The sequence below is a fragment of the Synechococcus sp. OH30 genome (assembly GCF_047462175.1).
Taxonomy (GTDB): domain Bacteria; phylum Cyanobacteriota; class Cyanobacteriia; order Thermostichales; family Thermostichaceae; genus Thermostichus.
Genome location: NZ_JANSIP010000008.1, coordinates 1 through 21,395 on the forward strand (window position 1 = coordinate 1; position 21,395 = coordinate 21,395).

Here is a 21,395-nt window from a genome sequence, read left to right on the forward strand (position 1 = left end):
CAACCGCTCCCCCCACCTCTGTTCTATTTGGGCTTGTTTCGCCCCCACGGGTGCATGGACCCTCCCAAAAAAGTGCCCCCCCCGCCCCCCCCACCCAGCACAGGATTCCCACCAGCTTGGCCACTTTGCCAAACCTAAAGCTTTTCATCCCCGCTCCCCCATCCGCCCGTTTTACCGCAGCAGTTGGGCAATGGAGGCAATGGCTGCCTCCTGAACCAGCTCGTCAGTCTCATGGGCTAGGAGATCATGCAAAGGTTGAAGGGCGCGCGGATCCCCAATCTGACCAAGGGCACGAGCTGCCGCCTCCCGCACTGCCGGCTCCCTATCCGAAAGCTTAGTGAGCAGAGCCGGCACCGCCTCAAGTGCCCGCATCTGCCCCAGGCGGTGAATGGTTTGCACTTGAGCTTCCAGGGGAGTTGCCGCTAGGCTAGGGGGCCCAGCGTAGTATCCAGAAGAAGAACCCTGACCTGTCGAAGCAATGGCCGAGAGAGCCTGCAGCGCCTCCAGAGCACGATACCGCTCTATCCCGTTCAAGTGGGGCAGTTGAGCCAACAGGTTGTCAAAAGCCTGCTGCACTGGATCGGCAGCCACTGCCTGTTCAGCAATGCGGGCAAGACTTTGGTCAGCCCGCAGCTGTTGCCAAGACTGGAACAGGGTTAGGCCGGCAACCACTAAAGCCGCATCGGCCAAAACCGCTAGCAGCGCCAGGCTGCCCCAGATTTTGCTGCGACGGCTGAGCTTGCGCATCTGCTTATCCACGTAGGCAAAAGCCTGGTGCTGCCGCTCCCAAAAGTCAGGGGCTACCTGCAGGGTTTGGGCGCTGAGATCAGGAGACAGAAGGTTTTCTTCGCGAGTCGCCTCCAAGCTTTGCAGCCTCTGGCTCAGGCGAGAAAAGTGTTGTGTCCAGAGCCACGTCAACATTGGATCCCTTCCTCTCTCCGATCCTGCCAGCAAAAGCCTGCCTGAGACCGCGATCCAGGGATCCCTGGTCGCATCCAGGGTCAGGGAAAGTTCGCCGCTTTCCCCCTGGCCACAGGAGAACTTAAGCGCCAGGATAACAAAAGCTTTTGCCCCTCGCCACCCATCTTCGCAAGTTGCAACCTTATTGGTTCAGAGGTGGCAGAATCCTACGTAGCCCGCAAGGAGTGGCAATTCCTTATTTCCCTGCCAAAAGAGCAGCTGGAGGGTCCTGCTTGCCCCCCTGGCCTTTGGGTTATCGTTTGGCCAGGAAATGCAGCCATCAGATCCCTGGCAGCCTCACCAGTTCACCAAGGGAGCCAAGTCCAGGAGTACATGTAACATCCTCCCGCCCTCAGGCCCAGAGTGCGGCCTTCTTGCTGCAACGGGATCTGGCAGTCCCTCTACGCGCAGATACAGGAACTGGACTAGACAGCCGAGACCAACCTACCCTCTCTTGGGGGGGTGTCTGGATCCCGGCCCTGAGGGGCACCCACCCCCAGCAGCTAAGATCTGCCCTTAGCAAGGTGGGGATCCTCCTTCGGGGGGTCTCGAGGAGAGGATTTTTGGCTCCACTCGAGCTGTCGCAGGATCCCGCGCAGTAGGGCCACCTCGGACACAGTCAGGCCGGTGCGGTGAAAGAGGGCGCGCAGCTTGAGCATCTTGCGGCGGGCAGTGTGGGGGTACAGATAGCCAATTTGCAGCAGCAGAGCCTCGAGCTGGCCGAAAAAGCCCTCTAGCAGCTCGAAAGGAGCTGGCTTTGAGAGCCCAGGTCCAGCTGGAAGCACTGGCTCTGGACAAAGGAGGGTACGCAGCTCGTAGCAACAAATGCCTACCGCCTGGGCCAAGTTGAGGGAAGGGTAGGCCGGATCGGTAGGGATCTGGATCTGGCGATGGCAGAGGGCCAGCTCTTCGTTGCTCAAGCCGCGATCTTCGGGGCCGAACACCAAAGCCGCGGGACCAGCGGCGAGGAGATCGGGAAAGGCTTGGCGAGGAGATTGAATTTGCCACTCAGGGGGGTAGGGCTCGCGACGGCCTACTGTCCCGAATACCTGCACACACCCCTGGAGGGCCTCGGCTAGGGTTGGCACCTGCCGGGCTTGGCAGAGTAAGTCGGCGCCGTGCACGGCCATGGTAACTGCTTCGGGATCAAGGGGGTCGCAGTGGGGATCTACCAAGACCCACTGCTGCAGGCCCATGTTCTTCATTACGCGGGCAATGGCGCCGAGGTTGCGCGGTCCTGCTGGCCGCACCAGCACAATCCGCACCTGGGCCAATCGCTCCTGAAGCCGGTGGGAGGGTGTCTGCATTGCTTGGAGCTACGAATCCTCTAAAGTAGAGGAACTAGATCCTGCCACAACTGGGCCTATGGGATCTGTTTACCGCTGCTGGCTATGCCTGCTGTGTCTTCTGCTGCTAGGGTTTTGCTGGGGATCGGCGGGGCTGGCTGCCCAGGAGAGCCCAGAGCCAGCCCAGTGGGTTTCCCTAGCGGAGGCGCAACAGCGCTTGGAAGCCATTGCTGAAGCCATGCACTCAATCCGCCTCTGCAACCGTCCCAATTGCCGCTACCGCGATATCTCCGTCGAGGTGCGGCCCATAGCAGGAGTCGAGCCACCGCAGTACGAAGGCAAGATCGAGGCCACCCTTGACCGTCCCTCTGGCAGCTTGGACAAGGCCCGCTACCGGCTGCAATTGCAGGGCGGACGGTGGCAGTTGCTGGGGGGCGAAGAGGTGTCCGATGTCTCCTCCTTCTTCTTCGAGGGAGATACCTACGAGGTGTTCAGCGCCTACGGCACTCGCAGTCGCAAGGCCAGATTGGCAGATGCCAGCAGTAACCTGCGCGTGGGCTACCGGGAGCTGTACTACCGTGTTTTCGACCAGGGCCAGGAGCGTCTGCGGTAGTTGTGAGGAGCGCCATGAGAAGTCACCAGCGCACCTTGGCCAGCTCTATTTCCCTAGAAGGCATTGGCCTGCACAGTGGCCTGCCGGTTCGCTGTAACCTCCGCCCAGCCCCTGCCAGCAGCGGTCGAGTCTTTGTGCGGGTGGACCAGCCAGGCTCCCCTCCCATCCCTGCCCAGTTGGGATCCCTGGCTCCTGCTGCCCTCTGCACCCGCCTACAGCAGGGATCTGCTCAGGTGCAGACGGTGGAACACCTCCTGGCTGCTCTTTACGTTCTGGGCATCGACAACTGCCGCATTGAGGTAGAAGGACCGGAGCTGCCGATCCTGGATGGCTCCGCGCTCCCCTTTGTGGAGGCGATTGTTCAAGCCGGGATCCTGGCCCAGGAGCAGCCGGCCCTAGTGGGCGTGGTTCAAGAGCCAGTTACCGTCTGGGCAGGGGAGGCTTTTGTTAGCGCTCTGCCCCACCCCGAAGCCCGCTTCACCTATGGCATCGAGTTTGCCAACTCCCCCATCGGCCAACAGTGGCTAAGCTGGCGGGAAGACAGAGCGGATTTTGTCCACTCCATCGCCCCGGCGCGCACTTTTTCCCGCCAACAGGATGCGGAGCTAGCCCGCCACCAGGGGCTGATCCAAGGTGGCAGCCTGGAAAACGCCATTGTCTGTAATGCAACCGAGTGGCTGGGCCCCCTGCGCTACCCCGATGAGCCAGTGCGCCACAAGCTGATAGATTTACTAGGAGATCTCAGCCTGTTGGGCTGCCGCCTGCGGGGGCACATCGTGGCCTACAAGGCGGGCCATTCCCTGCACCACCGTCTGGCCGAGCAGTTGCTAAGAAGTGGATCCCTGCGGATTCAGTCAGACTCAGGACAAGAGCTAGAAAGGGATCCGGTTTGCCACGCCAGGGTGACCTCTCCCCCGCCAGCTTGAGGGGAAACCCAGCTGCTTGCAGAAAGTTGCACTGCCCGCTATCGTGCGACTAGGCTAGCTCGGTGCAGCTTGGATCCTCTCTCCCCTCCAGGCTTTGAGGTTTGTCTTCCGGCTCTGTGGGTCTGCCATGTCCTCCGATGTCTCTCCTCCTCCCCCTCTCTCGGCTGAAGTAGCGGCTCAGTTGGCAGCCGCTCCCCCCGTTTTCACCACGGAGCAGATCCTGGAGATTCTGCCCCACCGCTATCCCTTCTTGCTGGTGGATCGCGTTGTGGAGTATCTCCCGGGGCAGCGGGCAGTGGGCCTTAAAAACGTCACCTTCAATGAGCCTTTTTTCCAGGGACATTTCCCCAATCGCCCCATCATGCCCGGTGTTCTCATCGTTGAGGCCATGGCTCAGGTGGGAGGGATCGTCCTAACCAAGCTGCCGGATGCAGCGGGGCGTCTGGCTCTTTTTGCCGGCATCGATGGGGTTCGCTTTCGCCGCCCTGTCTTACCCGGGGATCAGCTGCTGCTGTCGGCTGATCTACTCACCATCCGGCAAAAACGCATTGGCAAGATGTTCTGCCGGGCCCAGGTGGGGGGGCAATTGGTTACTGAAGGCGAGCTGATGTTTTCCCTAGTGGATTGAGTGAAACCATGCTGCCTGTGCGTCCCCGGGAAACCGTTTCCATGTTGACCCGCGACGGGATCCAACTGGATGCGGATATCTATCGCCCAGAAGGCGGGGGGAGCTACCCGGTTTTGCTCATGCGGCAGCCCTACGGGCGGGCCATTGCCTCGACGGTGGTGTACGCCCATCCGCGCTGGTATGCGGCCCACGGCTACATCGTGGTCATCCAGGATGTGCGGGGACGGGGCACCTCCAAGGGCTCCTTCTACCCTTTTCGCCATGAAGCCGAAGATGGGTTCGACGCGGTCAACTGGGCGGCTACGTTGCCAGGGAGCAACGGTGTGGTGGGCATGTACGGCTTTTCTTACCAGGGCATGACCCAACTCTATGCCGCCTCCAGCCGTCCCAGCGCTTTGAAAACCATCTGCCCGGCGATGTTGCCCTACGATCTCTACGCCGATGCCGCCTACCCGGGGGGAGCCTTTGCCTTCTCCAACAACCTCAGCTGGGCGCTGCAACTGGAAGCTGAGGGAGCCCGCCGGCGGGGAGAGGCCAACGCTTACCAGGCCCTCTTCAAAGCCTCCCGCAACTTGCCCCTCTACGATCCCATCCCCCTCAAGCCGGGCGTGCTGCAGCAATACGCGCCCCAGTCCTACTACTTCGACTGGCTGGAGCACAGCGAGCCCGACGACTACTGGCGCCAGCTCTCCCCCCGACTAGAGGCGGTGGATCTGCCGATGTTGCACATTGGCGGCTGGTTTGACAGCTACCTGAGTGGCAGCCTGCGCCTCTACAAGGAGATGAGTGCCCGCAGCCGCAACCCTCAGTACCTGGTTGTGGGGCCCTGGGCCCACCTGCCGTGGGGGCGCAAGGTAGGAGCGCTGGACTTTGGCCCCGAGGCCGTCAGCCCCATCGATCGGCTGCAGGTGCGCTGGTTTGACCAGTTCCTCAAAGGCAAGGACACCGGGATCCTCCAGGAGCTGCCGGTGCGCCTATTCGAGATGGGAGCCAACCGCTGGCGCAGCTTTGCAGCCTGGCCCAACCCAGAGCCAAAAGCTTTTTACCTGCACAGCACTGGCCTGGCTGCCCTTTCTGAGTTCGAGGGATCCCTCCGCCCGGAACCCCCACTGAGGCAACAGTCGGATACTTTTGTTCACGATCCCTGGCGACCGGTGCCAGCCCTGGGGGGTCACCTGGTTTATCCTGCCGGGCCGCAAGAGCGCTCTGCCCTCGACTGCCGCACCGATGTTCTCACTTACACCACTCCCCCTCTGGAAACCGACCTCCTCCTGGCGGGGGATATCACGGCAGAGCTCTACGTCGAAGCCGACAGCCCCAGCTTTGATCTCTGTGCCGTGCTCTCCGTGGTCAGGCCGGACGGCCAGGTGTACAACTTTTCCCAGGGCTACCGCCGTCTGCGGGATCCCCAGCCCGAGGCTCCCATTTCAATCCCCTGTCAGCCCACCTGCATCCGCATTCCCCGCGGCCACGCCCTGCGCCTTAGCCTCAGCGCAGCCTGTTTCCCCGCCTACCCTGTTAACCCAGGCACAGGCCTACGGGAGGAGCGGCAGAGTGAAGCCCGCATTCTCACCCTTACTCTTCACAGCGGCGGCAACACACCTTCGCGGTTGAGCCTGCCTATTCTTGAGGAAAGCTAAAGCCTTCTAATACTACTGCAATCTCTGCTTACAAACAAACGCTAGGATGGGAACAGGTGGGGCAAGGGAGCGCCATGTTGCAAGACCCAAAGCTAATCCGGCACTATCAAGCTCTAACCGACGCGCTGGTGGACAGTTGGCATCGCGGCTATCAGCGCGCTGATGAGCTACGGCTGTTGGTGGACGGTTACCTGCTGGCCTTGCGAACTGGCAAACAATTGGAGCCCTTTGAGATCTACCGCCTTGAGGATGAGGTCAACCGCTTCCTCTACGATCCGTCCAACTTCAGGGAGCCGGAACGGGAGCTGGAGAAGGAGCCAATGCACGGCTAGGGACTGGCTTTGAGAAGGAGGAGGGATCAAGCAGCGGTAGGCGGCTAGTAGGCTATTCCAGTCCTATGGCAGTTTGGGATACCCTGGCAACCTCCCGGCGCCCGGCCCTGCTGGGATCTGGCCTAGGCTTGGGAATAGCCCTGACCCTCTGGTACGGGGTGTTTGGCTACCACGTACTGCAGATGGGTATCTGGCTGCTGAGCATCCTACTGGTGGGGCTGTATGTAGCCCAGTTTCCCCCGGCTCGGCCCCCCTGGGATCCGACGCGGCTGCGCTGGCGTCAGGAGTTGCTACACCTGGGGCTGCTGGCGCTGGTTTTTGCCCCCATCTACCTCTACGACCTGGCCAACATCCCTTTTCAAATCAACACCGACGAGATTGTCATCACCTCCATGGCGCGGCGGGCCTCAGGGGTGCGCTACCCCGATATCTTTGGGCTGATGCCGGAGTGTTTCTATTTCCCCCGCTTCCTGTTCAGCCTCTTTGGCGGCCTGACGCGGCTGATGGGGGGAGTCACGCTGGTGAATGTGCGCACCGTGCATGCCGCCTTCGGGGTGATCACCACCCTGGTGGCCTACGGGTTTTTTCGGTCGTTCTGGAACCCCCGGCTGGCCTTGGCAGGAGCGGCCCTCCTGGGATCCAACCACGCCTTGTTAGGCATCAGCCGCATGGCGATGCGGGAGAATCTGATTGTGCTGGTGGAGTGTGCAGCGCTAGCCTTGCTCTTAAAGGGCGTGCGGGAAAAAAACCCCCTGCTTTTGTATTTGGGGGGAGGGGCGGCGGGTTTCTCCCTCTACGGCTATCTGCCGGGGCGGGTGGTGATCCTGCTGGGGTTGCTGTTTGGCGGCCTCTACCTGCTCCTGGGCCGGGAGGAGCTGCAAGGAGGGGATAAGCAGGTTAACCCCTTCTGGACTTTGGCCAAGCTAACCGTGCCGGCGGCGCTGGGGTTTTTCCTGGTGGCTGCGCCCATTCTGGTGGCCACTGCCACTGCTCCCCCAGAAAGCGCCGAGTATGCCCGCCAGCAATTTCTCTTTTTCCCGGAAGGGCGGGCGCTGCAGCAGATGTGGGTCAATGCGGCTACGCCGGCAGAGGCGGTGTGGCGCAACCTCCGCAACGGCCTAAGCATGTTCAACGATCCCAGCCAGCACGACCGGGGCTACATCTACCCTAACTACGGCCATGCCTTTGTGGATCCGCTGACGGGGGTTTTGATCTGGCTGGGGCTGGGATCCGGACTCTACCGCCTCCTTAGAGGGCGCAGCCAGCCCCACGACTGGCTTTGTATGGGCAGTTTCCTGTTTCTTTACCTGCTCTTTAGCTTGGCCATCACCAAAGCCCCCAACTACACCCGCCTGCTGGTAATCCTGCCCTTTGTAGCCTACCTAACTCTGGAAGGGATCCAGGCACTGGCCGGTCTCCTGGAGCGTTGGGGATCCCCAAGGAGGAAGTGGCTGCCGGCAGTGGCGATGGCGGGGGCGATGCTGTTGATTGGCGGATGGAACTTGGCGATCTTTGGCGACTTTGTCCGCAAAGGCTGGACCCAGGGCAATGATGTGGGAGCCACCGGGCGCTACGTGGCAGCTCGACAAGGGGATCCCGACTACCGCTTCTACTTGGCTGCCAGCGCCGCCTACCCCTATTTCAGTTGGGGAGAGCCCATCTATTGGCAGAGTTGGATCCAGTTTTTTGCCGGCTCGGGACAGGAGGTGCAGGTCTTTTCCCCCGAGACGTTGCCCACCCAAGATCTACAGCCGCCATTTACCCTGTTCCTAAACGAGGAGGTATGGAATCAGCAAGGGGCAGCGCTGCAGCGGCGCTTTCCCCGGGGACAGTTGCATCGGATCCCGGCTGAGCGGGGGCTGTGGGCATTTGAGGTGGCCGCTCCTTTGCCTGGGCTTTGAGCCAGCTATAGCCATTGTCGTTGCCTTCTTGTGCCACCCTCGGGGATTGGGGAGAGGGGTTGCTCTACATCCATCCCGGCAGGCTGACCCGCAGGGCCCTCGAAAATAGTGCTCGGCGTGGCGGCGCAACTGCTTCACCTCTTGATCGGGATCCCAACGGCGGTAGCGAGCGGGTGACCCTGCTGCCTGCCCCGATCCCCTAGAACGGCTGCTGTTCTCGGCCCGCTCCACGTTGAGCCAGGAGAGGGAATTAGCCACGCGACTCAAGATGGTGTTGCCTCCTCTCTTGTCCTCAACCCCAACCGACGGAGCAGCCGCCGCAGCTCCACCAGCAGCACTCCTGCCACGCCGGTCAAGATCCAGCCCAGCCAGTCCGCCGCCGTGCCCAGGTAGCGCACCTCCACGCGATGCTCCCCCGGCGGGATGCGCACCTGCAACAGGCCCGTCTCGTTGTGTTCAGCCGCTCTGAACCGTCCATCGATTTGTACCCTCCAGGCGGGGTAGTAAAACGTGCGCAAGACTACGGATTGCTCTTGGGAGGTGGGGTTAAGCGCCCGAAAGCGACGGTAGCCGTAGCGCCACTCTTCCACCTGGAGCCGCGCCGCCGGATCTTCCACCCTGCCTTGCCACTGCAGCAGCGGATCCACCTGCGGCGGCGGCATAGGCAACGTCGCCTGGCGGGGCCGGTATTCCAGTGCATCCACCAGTGCCAGCCCATCGGGAAAGCGCCAGTGCAGGTGCAAGAAAGCAATGCCCGGTCGCTCCTGGGGCTCGTTGGGGAACTGCTTGGCTGCAGCGAGTTCTTGAAAAGTTTGGACAAGCGGCGGATCAAAGCCGGCTTTGGACACCAGTTGCAAGCCCTGCCAGGTTTGGACTGCCATGGCCAGGCCGAGCCCCACCAGCAAAGGGAGCCGCAGGCGCTTGTGCCCCCACCCCCAGCTAGCTAAAGATCCCACTAGCCAAGGCACGGTTACCGCCGTTACCGCCATCCAGCGCCAGGAGAACTGAATCCGCCGCAGGGGCAAAACCCACTCGTAGAGCCAAGCCAGCAGATCCGTCATCATCAGCAGCGCCACCAGGCTAGCCCCCAAGCTGTAGAGCAGGGTGGCTCTGGCAAGAGATTCGGCAGCGCCACTTTCCTGGGATGGGAAACTCCTCCCCGACCGGCGGGCTAGCCACTCCAGAAAAACCAGGATCCCAACCCCCCCTAGAACCGCCGCCATCCAAACCCAGTACCCCACCAGGTTGCTCTCAAACCAGTGCTCTGTCCAGCGCGGCTGCAGCTGCATGAGCCCGCTCACCATCAGGCGATGGCGGGGTGTATACTCGTCGGCAAAGTTGACAAAATCCACCTGGACGTGCCGCTGATCCCAAAAGGCTGGCAGCAGATAAAACGCCGTCCACCCTAGCCCCAGCCCAAACCCCAGGTAGCAGCGCCCCACCCTGGGCCAGAAGGGATCCCTTCCCCCCACCACCCAAGGCAGAGGTAGCCAAATCAGGGTAAACACCAGCAAGGTGGGCAGGTGGGACAGCGCCAGCAGGCCATAGCTCAGGGCCAAAGCCGCAACCGGCCAAAGGGCCTGCAACTGGCAGATTGTCTGCAGCGAGGCCCAGAAAATCCAGGGGGAGAGGGCAATGGCCCACACTTCCCCTATGGCTCCCCTTTGGTAGATATCCACCAGCCAGTAGGGGCCGGCCATGCTTAGGAGGGCCAAGACCAACGCCAAAGCCCAAGGAAGTACCTGCCGCAGCAGAAGGTATAGCCCCAGCCCCAAGACCGCCATCGCTAGGCCCATGCTGGCCACCAAAGAGCCGAGCATGTCCAGCCCCAGGGCTCGAAAGGGCAAAGTGGCCACCATACACAGGGGCGGATAGAAGGCAAAGGTGGGGTTGCCGTAGCCGAAGTTGGAATACTCCAGCCAGCGGGGGTAAAGCTGCCCGCCGAAAAATTGGCGCTGATACTGAAAGGCCCAGCTGAGGTTAAAGTGAGTGGAATGGGTGATGGGATAGCCCCGCTGCAGCATCGGCCAGAGCAGGGCCAGCACGCCAGTCAGTAGCACAAGCCCAACCAGCAGTCGCGCTTGTCGCAACGCTTTTCCCCTCTCACCGGGCCAAGCTCTCCCGCTCCAAAGGCCCGCCCCCTCTCCCATACTTGCTTGCGTACCAGGCGAATGTTTTCGATAGCCCCAGGCTGCAGGGCAGTTTCTGCCCTTGCTGCCAGGTGTTGGCCCAACGGACGGCTAATTAATAGCGAAGCCAAGCGTAGGCCGCCTCAGAGAGCACTGGCACCTCCGCATAGTGGCCCCGCAGGTTCTGTACCCAAGCGTAGAGAGTGACAGCAATCACTCCCAGAAGGGCAGTGTTGGCCAGAATGCTGCTCACTTCCACTAGACCCAGGCTGCCAAAGAGCATAGCAAACACCTGCATCAGCACCTGCACCAGAAACAGGGCTATGTTGAGCAGCAGTGCCTGCATGGTGTTGAAGCGAACAAAGTGGGCGATGCGGCTGTTGCGGATTACGAAAAAGAGGAGGGCAAAAAACAACCCCACCCCCAGCCAGCCGGTGGCTAGAGGCAGCAAACGCAGCAGCGGACTAAAAATGGGGATCAAACCTGGCAGAGATTGAAACAAGCCAGAGGGCACAAAGCCGAAGGGGAGAGCCGCTACCAACGGCAAAAGATAGGGAAGGGATCCCCACAGCCGATCCAGGGGGGTGATGTTGCCGCGCCAGGTCATAGTCTTAGCTGCTCATTGAGGTGAAGTTTGCGGGTCGGTGCGCTCCCGGGATCCAACAGCAACACCCAAGCTTTGGGCCCATTGTAGTCGATAGATTTTGGCACCTCAACATGCTCGATCACAAGCCGGTCTCAGCTTTCGAGTGAGCAGAACGGTCAGTGGGCAAGTGTTCAGGATGAGCATCCTCCTTCATCGGGGCTGGTATAATTGCTGGCAATTCCCTCCCCCCTCACCTTTTCGGCTTTGACTATGAAGATCTCCTCCTTTCCTGTTGCCCGCCTTGTGGGAGCTTTCCTCTGGCTAGTTTGGTCTGGGCTCATCGGCTTTCTCAATGACCGCCTGTTACCGGAGCGCTTCCACGTTCGGCCTGAGGCTTTGCCAGAGGGGCTGGCCCAGCTTTGGGGGCGTTATCTGCGCTACCGACAAGCCTCGCGTCCAGGGGCGATCCAGTTTCGCGGCCTGACGGTGGATCCCGGCCAAGGTGGGTACTCGGCTTATTTTGGTGGGTCTGGTCTGCTCCGCTACCGGGGCTGCCCGCTAGAGACGGTTGCCCCAGCTCGGGATCCCTCCGTTGCTGCCCCAGCCATTGCCAAAACGGCTTTTGTGCCCTCCTACCAGAGGCTGCTCAATACACTTCGCTTGAAGTTGAGCCTGGCCGATGTCGATTGCCATGGGGTCGCGCCGGCCTTGCAGAGAGTTTACCGCGGCCAAGCGTTCTAGGCCGGCCTAAGCAGCGGTGGAGGGGGACGGGATCCCCAGGTGGGGGGCAGGAGCCAAGGGAAAGCTGAGAAAGTTCATCCCCCTTTCCCGCTGGGGGACAAGACCCCCTAGAGTGGATAAGGAAGGTCATCGAGCTTGTTATGTCCAAAAGCGGCGTGCTCCTGCTAAACTTGGGGGGGCCAGAGACCCAGGCGGATGTGCAGCCCTTTCTTTACAACCTCTTTGCCGATCCGGAACTAATCCGTCTGCCCTTTCCCTTTCTCCAGGGAGTGTTTGCCTGGGCCATCTCCACGCTGCGGGCGCCCAAATCCCGGCGCAACTACGCGGCTATTGGGGGGGGATCCCCTTTACGGCGCATCACCGCTGCGCAGGCGCAAGAGCTACAGGCACAGCTGGTGGCGGAGGGCTACGATGTGCCGGTGTATGTAGCCATGCGCTACTGGCACCCGCTTATTGAGTCGGTGGTGCAGCAGATCAAGTTAGATGGGATCACCCGCCTGGTGGTGCTGCCCCTGTACCCGCAGTATTCCATCAGCACGACTGGCTCCAGCTTCAAGCTGCTGGATCGCCTCTGGGCTGAGGATCCGGAGCTGGCCCGCATCGAGCGCCGCCAGATCTGCTCTTGGTATGATCAGCCCCAGTATGTCCAGGCCATGGCTAGGGCCATCCGGCAGCAGTTGGATGCGTTTGCAGATCCAGCAAGCGTTCACGTGCTCTTTAGCGCCCACGGCATTCCCGAAAGCTATGTTACCCAGGCCGGGGATCCCTACCAGCAGGAGATGGAGGCCTGTGTCCGGCTCATCTGGCGCGAAGTTGGGCGCCCCAATCGCTACACCCTCTCCTATCAAAGCCGAGTGGGCTCCGTGCGCTGGCTGCAGCCCTACACCGAGACGGTGATCCCGGAACTGGCCGCGCAGGGGGTAAGGCAACTCCTAGTGGTGCCAATTAGCTTCGTGTCGGAGCACATCGAAACCCTCCAGGAAATCGACATCGAGTATCGGGAGCTGGCCCACCAGGCTGGGATCCGCGAGTTTCGCCGCGTGCCAGCGCTGAATGCCGACCCCCTGTTTATTGCTGGCCTGGTGGCGCTGGTGCGGCCCCATTTGCTCCCTCCAACACCTGCGCTTGTGCCGGCGGCGGTGGGCAGCTCGCTACTGGAGTGATCTCTGGGCCAGCAAGGGCTAGATCCCCCAAAGTAATTGCTTGTTTTTGTGCAGCCTAGGGATAATCCTCCGGGAAGTTTCCCCGCTCTACCCAATCGATGAGCAAAGGCCTGCTGACCGAGTGGCTGCTGGACTATTTCTACCAACGGCTGCCCTTTCCCAAAGAGTGGCTGCCCCAGGGGAGCTACTGGGTGGGGGGATCCCTGCGGGATGCCTACCTAGCTTGGCTGCGGGGCCAGCCTAGCGACCCCCAGGGGCCGTTGGATCTGGACTTAATGTGTCCAGCCGATCCCGTGGGGTGGGCGGCGGGGGTGGCACGGCGGCTGAAGGCTGGCTTTGTGGTGCTGGATGCGGAGCGACAGATTGCCCGCATTGTGCTGGGCCAAGGAAGGGCTTCTCCTCCCACGGCGGCGACGGTGGACGTAGCCCTGCAGGTGGGCCCCACGCCAGAGGCGGATCTGCGCCAGCGGGACTTCACCTGCAACGCCCTCGCCCTGGCGCTGCAAGAGGGGCAACTGTTGGATCCTACGGGCGGTCGGGCAGACATTGAGCAAGGGTGCCTGCGTATGGTTCACCCCGACAACCTCAGCGCCGATCCAGTGCGGCTGTTGCGGGCCTATCGCCAGGCAGCTCAGCTGGGGTTTGCGCTGGATCCAGCCACGGCAGAGGCGATTGGCCAGCGGGCTTCCCTCTTGGCCAGGGTGGCAGCAGAGCGGGTACGGACCGAGGTGGTGGCCCTCTTGGAGACCCGCATCCCGGGCCTGGCCCAGCTGCAGGCAGCGGTGGCGGCAGGGTTGCTGGTGGCTTGGCTGCCCCGCCTAACGCCCCAGAGCTGCGGCTTTGCCCAGGCTCAGGCAGTGTGGCAATGGGCTGAGATCTGGCAGCTCCAGTACCCCCGCACGCTGGCGGAGCTGGCCCAGCCTTTGGCGGATCGGCGCAGCGCCCTCTTGGCAACGGTGGTGGCAGCCCTACTGTGGGATCCGGCGGGCACCCCCGCCGAGACAGTGGAAGCGGAGCTGGAACGGCTGCGTTTCAGCCGGGCAGAGATGCGGGCCATTCAAAAACTGCACCAGCTTCTGCCCCAGTTCCAGCCCCTCCTAACCCACTCCCCCCCACCCAGCCAACAGTGGCGGCTCTATCACCAGGCGGGATCCCTCTTTGGCGGCCTGGCCCTCCTGGCAGCCGCCACCGGTAGCAGCCCCCAAAAGATAGAGCCCTGGCTCCAGCGCTACGAAGATCCCCAGGATCCCCTGGCCCATCTGGTGCCCCTCCTGGATGGCCGCGACCTGCTGCACACCTTAGGCGGTCGGCCCGGTCCCTGGGTAGGTCAGTTGTTGCAAGATCTCCAGGAAGCCCAAGCTTCGGGTCAGATCCAAACCCGTGCCGAGGCCCTTTCCTTTGCCCGCCGCTGGCGCGAGAGAAGCTCCCAACCCTAGCCAAAGCGATAGCCAAAGCCGCGCACCGTTACCAAATACTCGGGGTTACTGGGATCCACCTCCAGCTTTTCCCGCAGCCAGCGGATGTGGACATCCACAGTTTTGCTGTCACCCATGAAGTCGGATCCCCAAACCCGCTCTAGAAGCTGTTCCCGCGTCCAAACGCGGCGGGGATTGGACATGAACAGCTCCAACAGGCGAAACTCCTTGGGCGAGAGACTCACCTCCACCCCCCGCACCAACACCCGGCACTCCTGGGTAAACATGCAAATATCCCCGTAGCGGAGCACCGTGGCCTCGCTGGCGTAGGCCTGCTGCCGACGGCGCAACACGGAGCGACAGCGGGCAATGAGCTCCCGCATCCCAAAAGGCTTAGTTAGGTAGTCGTCGGCCCCCAGCTCCAGGCCCATCACCCGGTCGGCCTCGCTGCTTTTGGCTGTCAGCATCAAAATGGGGAGGGTGTTACCCTCCCTACGCAACAGACGGCATAGATCCAAGCCATTCAAACTGGGCAGCATTAGATCGAGGATCATCAAGTCCAGCCGCTCAGCTGTATGCACCAGCTCTAGCGCTTCTCGACCATCCGCTGCTTGCAAAACTCGGTACCCCTGTTCTTCAAGGGCAAGGGCAACCGTTTCTCGGATGGCATCCTCATCCTCCACCACCAGCAGGGTCTCCGGGAGGGGGGAAGCTTCCATAGGGTGGGAAAGGTGACTGGTCATGGAAAGGGTTGCTTGCATGGCAAACTCCGCCTCGCTTGCTCACAGGGAAAAGTCATCAGCAGCCGCTGGCTAGGATATCAAACTTGCCAGGCCGGCCAATAGAGGGAAGAAAAGGTGCCAAATCCCACTTCGAAAGTCCGGTGGAACCGCAAGGGTTCCACCAGCGGTTGGTTTAGGATGATTTAAGATCAGGGCGGAGCTGCCTTTAGGCCACTGGCGCAGCCTGCTTATGTCGGGTTCTCGTTCTGCCCTCTGGGCTACTGGCGGAGCAATTTTACGGCTGCTGCGCTGGCACAAGCCGGCGGGACGCCTGATTTTGATGATCCCCGCCCTCTGGGGAGCCTTTTTAGCCGGAAGGGGAACGCCGCCCTGGCCCCTGGTCGGGATCATCATTCTGGGCAGTTTGGCGGCTAGCGGGGCAGGCTGTGTCATCAACGATCTTTGGGATCGGGACTTGGATCCGTTGGTGGAGCGCACCCGCAGCCGCCCTCTAGCTAGTCGCGAATTGAGTGTTGGCGTCGGCATGGCAATGGCAGTGCTGTGCTTGGCCTGTGCGGGGGGACTGGCGCTGTTTCTCAACCCCATTAGCTTTGCCCTCTGCGTGGCGGCAGTGCCGGTGATTTTGCTCTACCCAGGGGCCAAGCGGGTGTTTCCAGTGCCCCAACTGGTTCTGGCCCTGGCTTGGGGGTTTGCCGTGCTCATCAGTTGGACGGCGGTGAGGGGTCAGGATCCCCGACTACCCCTGTGGGAGGAAGGACTAGGCTGGCTGTGGCTGGCCACAGTGCTGTGGACTCTGGGGTTTGACACGGTCTATGCCCTCTCGGATCGAGAAGACGATGAGCGGGCCGGGATCCACTCCAGTGCCCGTTTCTTTGGCCGACAAACACCGACGGCGGTGGGGCTCTTTTTCCTGGGGACCACCCTTGCCCTCTTGGGGGCAGGGCTCAGCCTACGTTTGCACGGGGTTTACTTCCTCACCCTGGCTGTTGCCGCTGGTCTCTGGGCTCGGCAAACCTGGCAGCTTCACCGGCTTAACCCTTCCCCCCGCCTTTACCCAGCTATCTTTGGCGAAAACGTAGTGCAGGGCTTTATCCTGCTGGCGGGGATGATTGCCGGCTCTCTGCTAGGGGAGCCCTGGACCCCCTAGTTGGGATAGATGCGCAGGCGGCGGTTGGGCTCCTCGCCAAAACTCTGAGCTCGCAGGTGATAGTACTCCACTAACTGATGCTGCAGCTTGCGAATGTGGGCAGAGCGGGGGAGGAGTTCCACCGGCTGCGACTTGGGGATAACAATTTGCTCCACCGCCAGGCGAGCTTCCTCCAGAGCTTCCGCTTCTTCCCCAGAGCTAGCTTGAATAAACAGCTCCAGGTCAGAATCAGCCCCCTCCTCAATATTAAGGATGCGGCGCAGGGCGCTAGCCAGAGCAATCAAGGTATTGGCCTTGACGGTGTGAATGGGAATCTGGCGGGAGTGGGCCAGTTGCTGAATCTTGGAGCGGCTGCGCACCTGGGATCGCAAAGCCAAGACAATGTCGGCCTCATCCAAGTCTTTAGTAACCTGCGCCGGCAGCTGCAGGGTTCGGATGACCTGCTCCAGATGGAAACGGCTAACTCCGTAGGGATAGATCCTTAGAGGTCCCTCCGGATCCTGCTGGAGCTCTGCTTCCTCTTCCTGCTCGGCTTTGGGCTCTGACTGAGGGCTAGGTAGAGGCACCGCTGAGGAGGAGACGGCTTCCTCCCCCTTTACTGAGGACAAGCCAGGCTGCTGCAGACGGGTCGCAACCGGCTCCAAAGGTAAAGGCTCCATGCAGCTAGAGCGGCCCCAGCTGCTTCCCAGGGAGGACAGGGTGCTGTCAGCAGGCGGCCACTGCGGTCGAGAGAGGGCTGGGCGTTCGTTCATGGCGGTGGTACTGCGCACAATCACCACTTGGCCGCGTTCGTCCAGGCTGCGTATTTGGATTGACGCCTCGCGGTTGCGCAAGAGGCGATCCACAGTGGCTGCCACATCTTCGTGGATAACCCAGCGGTGCCGCTCCAGCATTTCCACTGCAATCTCAAAAGTCGGGGGAGCCTTGCGCTCCAAGACACTCTTCTGGCAGCCCCGCCGCCGTGCCTCCTCATCCCCCAGGGTGACGGATTGGATCCCGCCTATGAGGTCCGAGAGGGTGGGGTTTTTGATCAAGTTTTCGATGCGGTTGCCATGGGCAGTAGCCACCAGTTGAACCCCCCGCTCGGCAATGGTGCGGGAGGCCAAAGCCTCCTGCTCAGTGCCAATCTCGTCGATGATTACCACCTCCGGCATGTGGTTTTCCACCGCCTCAATCATCACCTTGTGCTGCAGCTCGGGACTGGCCACCTGCATGCGTCTGGCTCGACCAATCCCTGGGTGGGGCACATCGCCATCCCCAGCAATCTCGTTGGAGGTGTCAATGATAATGACTCGTTTGTGCAGCTCGTCCGCCAAAACGCGGGCAATTTCTCGCAGGGCAGTGGTTTTACCCACCCCTGGTCGGCCCAGCAACAGCATTGAGCGGCCCTGCTCCACCAGATCGCGGATCATGTTGATGACGCCGACCACGCAGCGGCCCACCCGACAGGTCAGGCCGATGATTGTGCCCTGGCGGTTGCGGATGGCGCTAATCCGGTGCAGAGTTGAGGCAATGCCAGCCCGGTTGTCGCTGCTAAACTCTCCCACTTGGCTGATGACCAAATCCAGGTCGGCGCGGCTAACCACTTCTTCGGAGAGGTACTCAGCAAAGCCGGGGAAACGAGCTTCTGGGCGGCGGCCCAAATCCAGAACCACCTCCACCAGCCGATCCAAGTAGGGATGCTGCTGCAGCCGCTCCCGGATGGCTGCAGGCAGAACGTCCAGGAGCTTGTTGAGGTCGTCGTTGTAAAGGACTTGTCCAGGGAAGGGGGTGTGTTCACCTAGGGGGTGGGGGTTCCTCTGCAAGTCCACCGCCGGGTTAAAGGGCTGGGCTGAGAAACTCATGGTCGGTCGAGCGACGCTGTTAAACACTGGAAAGACAGCTCTGTCGGAGGGCAACTGGCCGCTGCTTTACCTGCTGCACCAACTGCTTGGCCAACAGGATCCCTGTTGCCAGGCCAGACCCTTCCTCGAGATAGGCAGCCACCAACTGTCGGGCATAGCTGCCAAAGGCAATCCCCGCCACTGGCCAAGAGGGATCCAACAGCGACACCGTTTGCGCATTGGTTCCTCCTGCTAGTTGCACATAGCCAGGCAGGCCCATATCCAACACCTTGCGGGCCAACCTTAGGGTGGCCTTGCTGGTGCCAGCTCCAATGTCTCCACTCATGGGCCGGCCATCCACCTGCCAGATCAACACCTCCGGCAAGGGATCCATCAAGGCCAACACATCCCGCAAATAGGCCTCCAGGCCGGGACCCTCGTTAAAGCTAATCGAAACGGCCTGCAGCTGCCCCAGCCATGGCCGCAGGGATCCCCACACTTGCTCAAACTGCTTCTGCCGGCCAACACGGGTGTGGATTTCCACCGCCTGAACGCCCAGCTCCAGCAAACAGGGCAAGACTTCCGCCACCGCCACCTGGTAGCCGAGGGTGGTGATGCACTGGTAGGGGCAAACAGGCTCGCAGCGGCCACAGCCATAGCACAGATCTGCCTGGATGTGAACCTGAACAGAGGCAGACGCCGGCGCACCCAGCGGCACCACGGCATGGGGGGGGCAGACCGCCACACAAGGCTGTGAGCATTCGGCCGGGCAGGCAGCCTCCGTCAGGACGGCCTTGCGGAAATGGACATCCTCACCGTCGTTGAGGCTAACCATCAGCCATGGGGATCCCGCCTGCGGGTCTTCTGCTTGGGCTCGCTGGATCCCTTGCTGTGCAGCCCGTACAATGGCCGGCTCAGCGGCAACGTCAATGCAGTCGGCACCGGCCAGCGTGTAGAGAAAGGCTAACTCCCGAATTGAGGGCAAGTGGTGGAAACTTGCGCCGCAGATGAGCTTAAACCAAGTACCCTGTTGCAGCGAAGCTTTCGGCGAGGTCACAGATACAGCCACCAGCAAGGCCGCCTACTTGAGATAGTAGCAAAGAATTCTCTGAGAGTCTGAGCCAATCCTCAGGCGCTCTGCAGGGCGTCCTTCAGGGGTTGCCACCGAATTGATCGCTCTCGAGCCAGCTCCACCACAAATTTCACGCCCTTGTCTTCTTGGCTCAGCTTCACCAAGTAGGAGAGCTCTTGCCGGCTGAGGACATGCCCCTCGTAAAACCAAAACACCAGTCCTTTGGCTTTGGGGGGCAGGCTGGCGCGGTACTGCTCAATCAACGAGGGGTAGAAATAGGTGCGCCGCTGCGATTTCCCTAGGGTGGCAGGCCGCACCCCATGGCTGCGCGTTAAATAGCTGGCCAGATCCCCAATTCCCTTGCTGGAGAGGGTAACCACCTCATAGCCGGCTCCGCGCAGCCGCCGCAGGTAGTGCCCTTCGGATCCCCCTTCCGGGGTAACAAACATGGCCAAAGCCCCAGATTGCTCGAGCTGTTGCACAAACTTGGCCCCTGAGCCAACCAGCAACATAAGAAACCTCAAAACCCGCCTTGCCCCTGCCCATTGTAGCGGGAGTGTACCCCCGGCTGGGGATAGAAGTCTCCGATAGAACTCATAGAAACCCCCGGCCTTTCCTGGCTTGCTGGAGGAGTGGTTAGAATGGGGATCGAAAAGAGAGCAACAGCCAATGGCTCAACCAAGTTATCCTGTAACCAAGAGCGACGCCGAGTGGCGCCAGCTGCTTACTGAAGAACAGTACTACGTGCTGCGTCAAGAAGGAACTGAGCCCCCCTTCCGCAATGCCTACTACAACCACAAGGCGCCAGGGATCTATGTCTGCGCTGGCTGTGGGCAGGAGCTCTTTTCCTCGGCAGCCAAGTATGACAGTGGCACTGGCTGGCCCAGTTTTTGGGAACCTATTGCCCCTCATGTGATTGGCACCAAGACAGATTGGAAACTGCTCGTGCCGCGCACTGAGGTGCACTGCTCCCGCTGTGGCGGCCATTTGGGGCATGTGTTTCCAGACGGCCCCCCGCCAACCGGCTTGCGCTACTGCATTAACTCGGCAGCCCTGAAGTTTATTCCAGCCAACGCCTAGGCTTTGCCAAGGGCAGCTTTTTTGAGCCACCTGCTGGGGTGAGCATGTCGGGCTACACCTTTTGGGATGCTGCCTTGGTTCTGCTGCGGGAGGGCCTGGAGGCTCTCTTGGTGCTGTTGGCCCTGGTGGCGCTTCTCAGTCAGAGCGGGCAGTCGGCCCAGCGCCAATGGGTGTGGCTGGGAGGAGCAGTGGGTCTACTGGCCGCCGTGCTGCTTGGCCTCTTAGTCAAGCTGTTTTTCCAGCAGCTCCTTACCCACACCCGCCAAGAGGTGCTGGAGGGGATCACTGGGCTGGTGGCAGCAGGTCTGTTGTTTTCCGTCAGCTTTTGGCTGCACCGGCGGGCCGCCATTGCCGCTTGGCAAACCTTTGTGCAAGAACAAGCCCAGGCAGCGCTTGCCAGGGGCCAGATTTTTTCCCTAGCTTTCCTGGCCTTTACGGCGGTGTTTCGCGAAGGGGCGGAAACGGTGTTGTTTTATGTGGGATTGGCCCCTTCCCTAGCACCCAAGGATCTCTGGCTGGGGATCGGCTTGGGAGCCCTGATCCTAGGGGGGATGGCGGTTTTGCTGCTGCAGGTGGGGCTAAAGCTGCCCTTGAAGGCTTTTTTCCAGGGTTTAAGCCTGCTGATTTTCTACTTGGGCTTTAAGTTCCTGGGCAGCGGCCTCCATGCTTTGCAAGCAGCAAGTTGGTTGCCCACCACTCCTCTAGCTGGGATCCCCAGGCTACGCTGGCTGGGGATTTATCCCACCTGGCAAACGCTGCTACCCCAACTGGCAGTGTTGGCAATAGCTATTGTCTGGTGGCTGCAGCCGTGGCAGTGGACTAGTTCCCCCAAAAAGCCTTCTTCCTAAAGGGAGAAGCTACCCCCCCTGCTTGCTGCTTAGCTCCCCACCCACAGAGAAGAGCGGAGGAGAGCATCTTCCTAGCTTACCAGTACGGCTCTAGCGGCTGCAGCAGTATAAGGCCAGGGACCCCTTCAGGTGTCGTAAACCCGGCACTCGACAGCATCAGGGTTTTCGGCGCAGTGCTGCTCTAGGCTGCTAGGAGCCTTTTGCTGGTGGCTGCGGGCTGCCAACACTTCCTCCACAGCATCCCAGGCTGCACGGCAATGGGGATCCCCTTCGCCGTACTCAGAGCAGATCTTGCGGGCATTTTCCAGCTCTTTGGCAATGACTTCAGACAGTCCCATATGCTCAAGCTCCTTTAGACAGGA

General features: G+C 61.1%; 21 protein-coding genes. 12 read left to right on the plus strand and 9 right to left on the minus strand.

Going from position 1 to position 21,395, the window contains the following annotated elements:
- Positions 1-171: 171 nt before the first annotated feature.
- Together NW830_RS09425 and NW830_RS09430 are read right to left on the minus strand one after the other, a co-directional pair.
- Positions 172-921, minus strand: coding sequence for a HEAT repeat domain-containing protein (locus NW830_RS09425; protein WP_414362515.1), 750 nt, complete (start codon positions 919-921; stop codon positions 172-174).
- Between the two features lie 542 nt (positions 922-1,463).
- Complete coding sequence (locus NW830_RS09430) at positions 1,464-2,267, minus strand: RNA methyltransferase (RefSeq protein WP_414362514.1); 804 nt, start codon at positions 2,265-2,267, stop codon at positions 1,464-1,466.
- A gap of 58 nt (positions 2,268-2,325) precedes the next feature.
- On the opposite strand from NW830_RS09430, the gene NW830_RS09435 reads away from it, so the two are divergent.
- The 6 genes from NW830_RS09435 (at position 2,326) to NW830_RS09460 (ending at position 8,286) form a co-directional block, all read left to right on the plus strand.
- On the plus strand, positions 2,326-2,859 hold the full coding sequence (locus NW830_RS09435; protein WP_414362513.1) for a hypothetical protein: 534 nt from the start codon (positions 2,326-2,328) through the stop codon (positions 2,857-2,859).
- A gap of 14 nt (positions 2,860-2,873) precedes the next feature.
- Positions 2,874-3,785, plus strand: coding sequence for a UDP-3-O-acyl-N-acetylglucosamine deacetylase (lpxC, locus tag NW830_RS09440; RefSeq protein WP_414362512.1), 912 nt, complete (start codon positions 2,874-2,876; stop codon positions 3,783-3,785).
- 127 nt (positions 3,786-3,912) lie between these two features.
- Entirely contained in the window at positions 3,913-4,413 is a 501-nt protein-coding gene (gene fabZ, locus NW830_RS09445; protein ID WP_414362511.1) for a 3-hydroxyacyl-ACP dehydratase FabZ, read from the plus strand.
- Positions 4,414-4,421: 8 nt separating this feature from the next.
- Positions 4,422-6,053: a CocE/NonD family hydrolase gene (locus NW830_RS09450; protein WP_414362510.1), complete on the plus strand. Its 1,632-nt coding sequence runs from the start codon at positions 4,422-4,424 to the stop codon at positions 6,051-6,053.
- A gap of 74 nt (positions 6,054-6,127) precedes the next feature.
- Positions 6,128-6,385 (plus strand): DUF6761 family protein, encoded by a 258-nt coding sequence (locus tag NW830_RS09455; protein WP_414362509.1) that lies wholly within the window; start codon positions 6,128-6,130, stop codon positions 6,383-6,385.
- A 65-nt stretch (positions 6,386-6,450) separates the two neighbouring features.
- Positions 6,451-8,286 carry a glycosyltransferase family 39 protein gene (locus NW830_RS09460; RefSeq protein ID WP_414362508.1) on the plus strand — a complete coding sequence of 612 codons (1,836 nt, stop codon included), beginning with the start codon at positions 6,451-6,453 and terminating at the stop codon, positions 8,284-8,286.
- A gap of 263 nt (positions 8,287-8,549) precedes the next feature.
- On the opposite strand, the gene NW830_RS09465 is transcribed toward NW830_RS09460, so the two are convergent.
- Together NW830_RS09465 and NW830_RS09470 are read right to left on the minus strand one after the other, a co-directional pair.
- Positions 8,550-10,346, minus strand: a complete 1,797-nt coding sequence (locus NW830_RS09465) for a hypothetical protein (RefSeq protein ID WP_414362507.1) — start codon at positions 10,344-10,346, stop codon at positions 8,550-8,552.
- Between the two features lie 184 nt (positions 10,347-10,530).
- The gene (locus NW830_RS09470; RefSeq protein WP_414362506.1) at positions 10,531-11,022 is read right to left on the minus strand and encodes a Tic20 family protein; all 492 of its coding nucleotides are present in this window, start codon (positions 11,020-11,022) and stop codon (positions 10,531-10,533) included.
- A gap of 249 nt (positions 11,023-11,271) precedes the next feature.
- On the opposite strand from NW830_RS09470, the gene NW830_RS09475 reads away from it, so the two are divergent.
- The 3 genes from NW830_RS09475 (at position 11,272) to NW830_RS09485 (ending at position 14,341) form a co-directional block, all read left to right on the plus strand.
- The gene (locus NW830_RS09475) at positions 11,272-11,742 is read left to right on the plus strand and encodes a hypothetical protein (RefSeq protein ID WP_414362505.1); all 471 of its coding nucleotides are present in this window, start codon (positions 11,272-11,274) and stop codon (positions 11,740-11,742) included.
- Between the two features lie 140 nt (positions 11,743-11,882).
- Positions 11,883-12,905: a ferrochelatase gene (gene hemH / locus NW830_RS09480; RefSeq protein WP_414362504.1), complete on the plus strand. Its 1,023-nt coding sequence runs from the start codon at positions 11,883-11,885 to the stop codon at positions 12,903-12,905.
- Between the two features lie 98 nt (positions 12,906-13,003).
- Positions 13,004-14,341, plus strand: coding sequence for a CCA tRNA nucleotidyltransferase (locus NW830_RS09485; protein WP_414362503.1), 1,338 nt, complete (start codon positions 13,004-13,006; stop codon positions 14,339-14,341).
- On the opposite strand, the gene NW830_RS09490 is transcribed toward NW830_RS09485, so the two are convergent.
- On the minus strand, positions 14,338-15,081 hold the full coding sequence (locus tag NW830_RS09490; RefSeq protein ID WP_414362502.1) for a response regulator: 744 nt from the start codon (positions 15,079-15,081) through the stop codon (positions 14,338-14,340). The genes NW830_RS09485 and NW830_RS09490 overlap by 4 nt on opposite strands.
- Before the next feature lie 211 nt (positions 15,082-15,292).
- Here NW830_RS09490 and NW830_RS09495 point away from each other — a divergent pair, with 211 nt between their 5' ends.
- On the plus strand, positions 15,293-16,210 hold the full coding sequence (locus tag NW830_RS09495; RefSeq protein WP_414362501.1) for a 4-hydroxybenzoate solanesyltransferase: 918 nt from the start codon (positions 15,293-15,295) through the stop codon (positions 16,208-16,210).
- Here the strand turns inward: NW830_RS09495 and NW830_RS09500 are convergent.
- From NW830_RS09500 to ndhN, 3 genes are read right to left on the minus strand one after another with little or no spacing between them, the layout of a single operon-like run.
- Positions 16,207-18,054: a R3H domain-containing nucleic acid-binding protein gene (locus tag NW830_RS09500; RefSeq protein WP_414362500.1), complete on the minus strand. Its 1,848-nt coding sequence runs from the start codon at positions 18,052-18,054 to the stop codon at positions 16,207-16,209. The two genes, NW830_RS09495 and NW830_RS09500, sit on opposite strands and share 4 nt — an antisense overlap.
- Before the next feature lie 19 nt (positions 18,055-18,073).
- Positions 18,074-19,102, minus strand: a complete 1,029-nt coding sequence (locus tag NW830_RS09505) for an LdpA C-terminal domain-containing domain (RefSeq protein WP_414362499.1) — start codon at positions 19,100-19,102, stop codon at positions 18,074-18,076.
- A 59-nt stretch (positions 19,103-19,161) separates the two neighbouring features.
- A complete protein-coding gene (gene ndhN / locus NW830_RS09510; protein WP_414362498.1) occupies positions 19,162-19,617 on the minus strand; it encodes an NAD(P)H-quinone oxidoreductase subunit N in 456 nt (151 codons plus the stop codon).
- A 157-nt stretch (positions 19,618-19,774) separates the two neighbouring features.
- Here ndhN and msrB point away from each other — a divergent pair, with 157 nt between their 5' ends.
- Both msrB and NW830_RS09520 read left to right on the plus strand, forming a co-directional pair.
- Positions 19,775-20,185 carry a peptide-methionine (R)-S-oxide reductase MsrB gene (gene msrB / locus NW830_RS09515; RefSeq protein ID WP_414362497.1) on the plus strand — a complete coding sequence of 137 codons (411 nt, stop codon included), beginning with the start codon at positions 19,775-19,777 and terminating at the stop codon, positions 20,183-20,185.
- A gap of 44 nt (positions 20,186-20,229) precedes the next feature.
- Entirely contained in the window at positions 20,230-21,033 is an 804-nt protein-coding gene (locus NW830_RS09520; protein ID WP_414362496.1) for an FTR1 family iron permease, read from the plus strand.
- 125 nt (positions 21,034-21,158) lie between these two features.
- Here the strand turns inward: NW830_RS09520 and NW830_RS09525 are convergent, their stop codons facing one another.
- Positions 21,159-21,371, minus strand: coding sequence for a CP12 domain-containing protein (locus tag NW830_RS09525; RefSeq protein ID WP_414362495.1), 213 nt, complete (start codon positions 21,369-21,371; stop codon positions 21,159-21,161).
- Positions 21,372-21,395 lie beyond the last annotated feature (24 nt).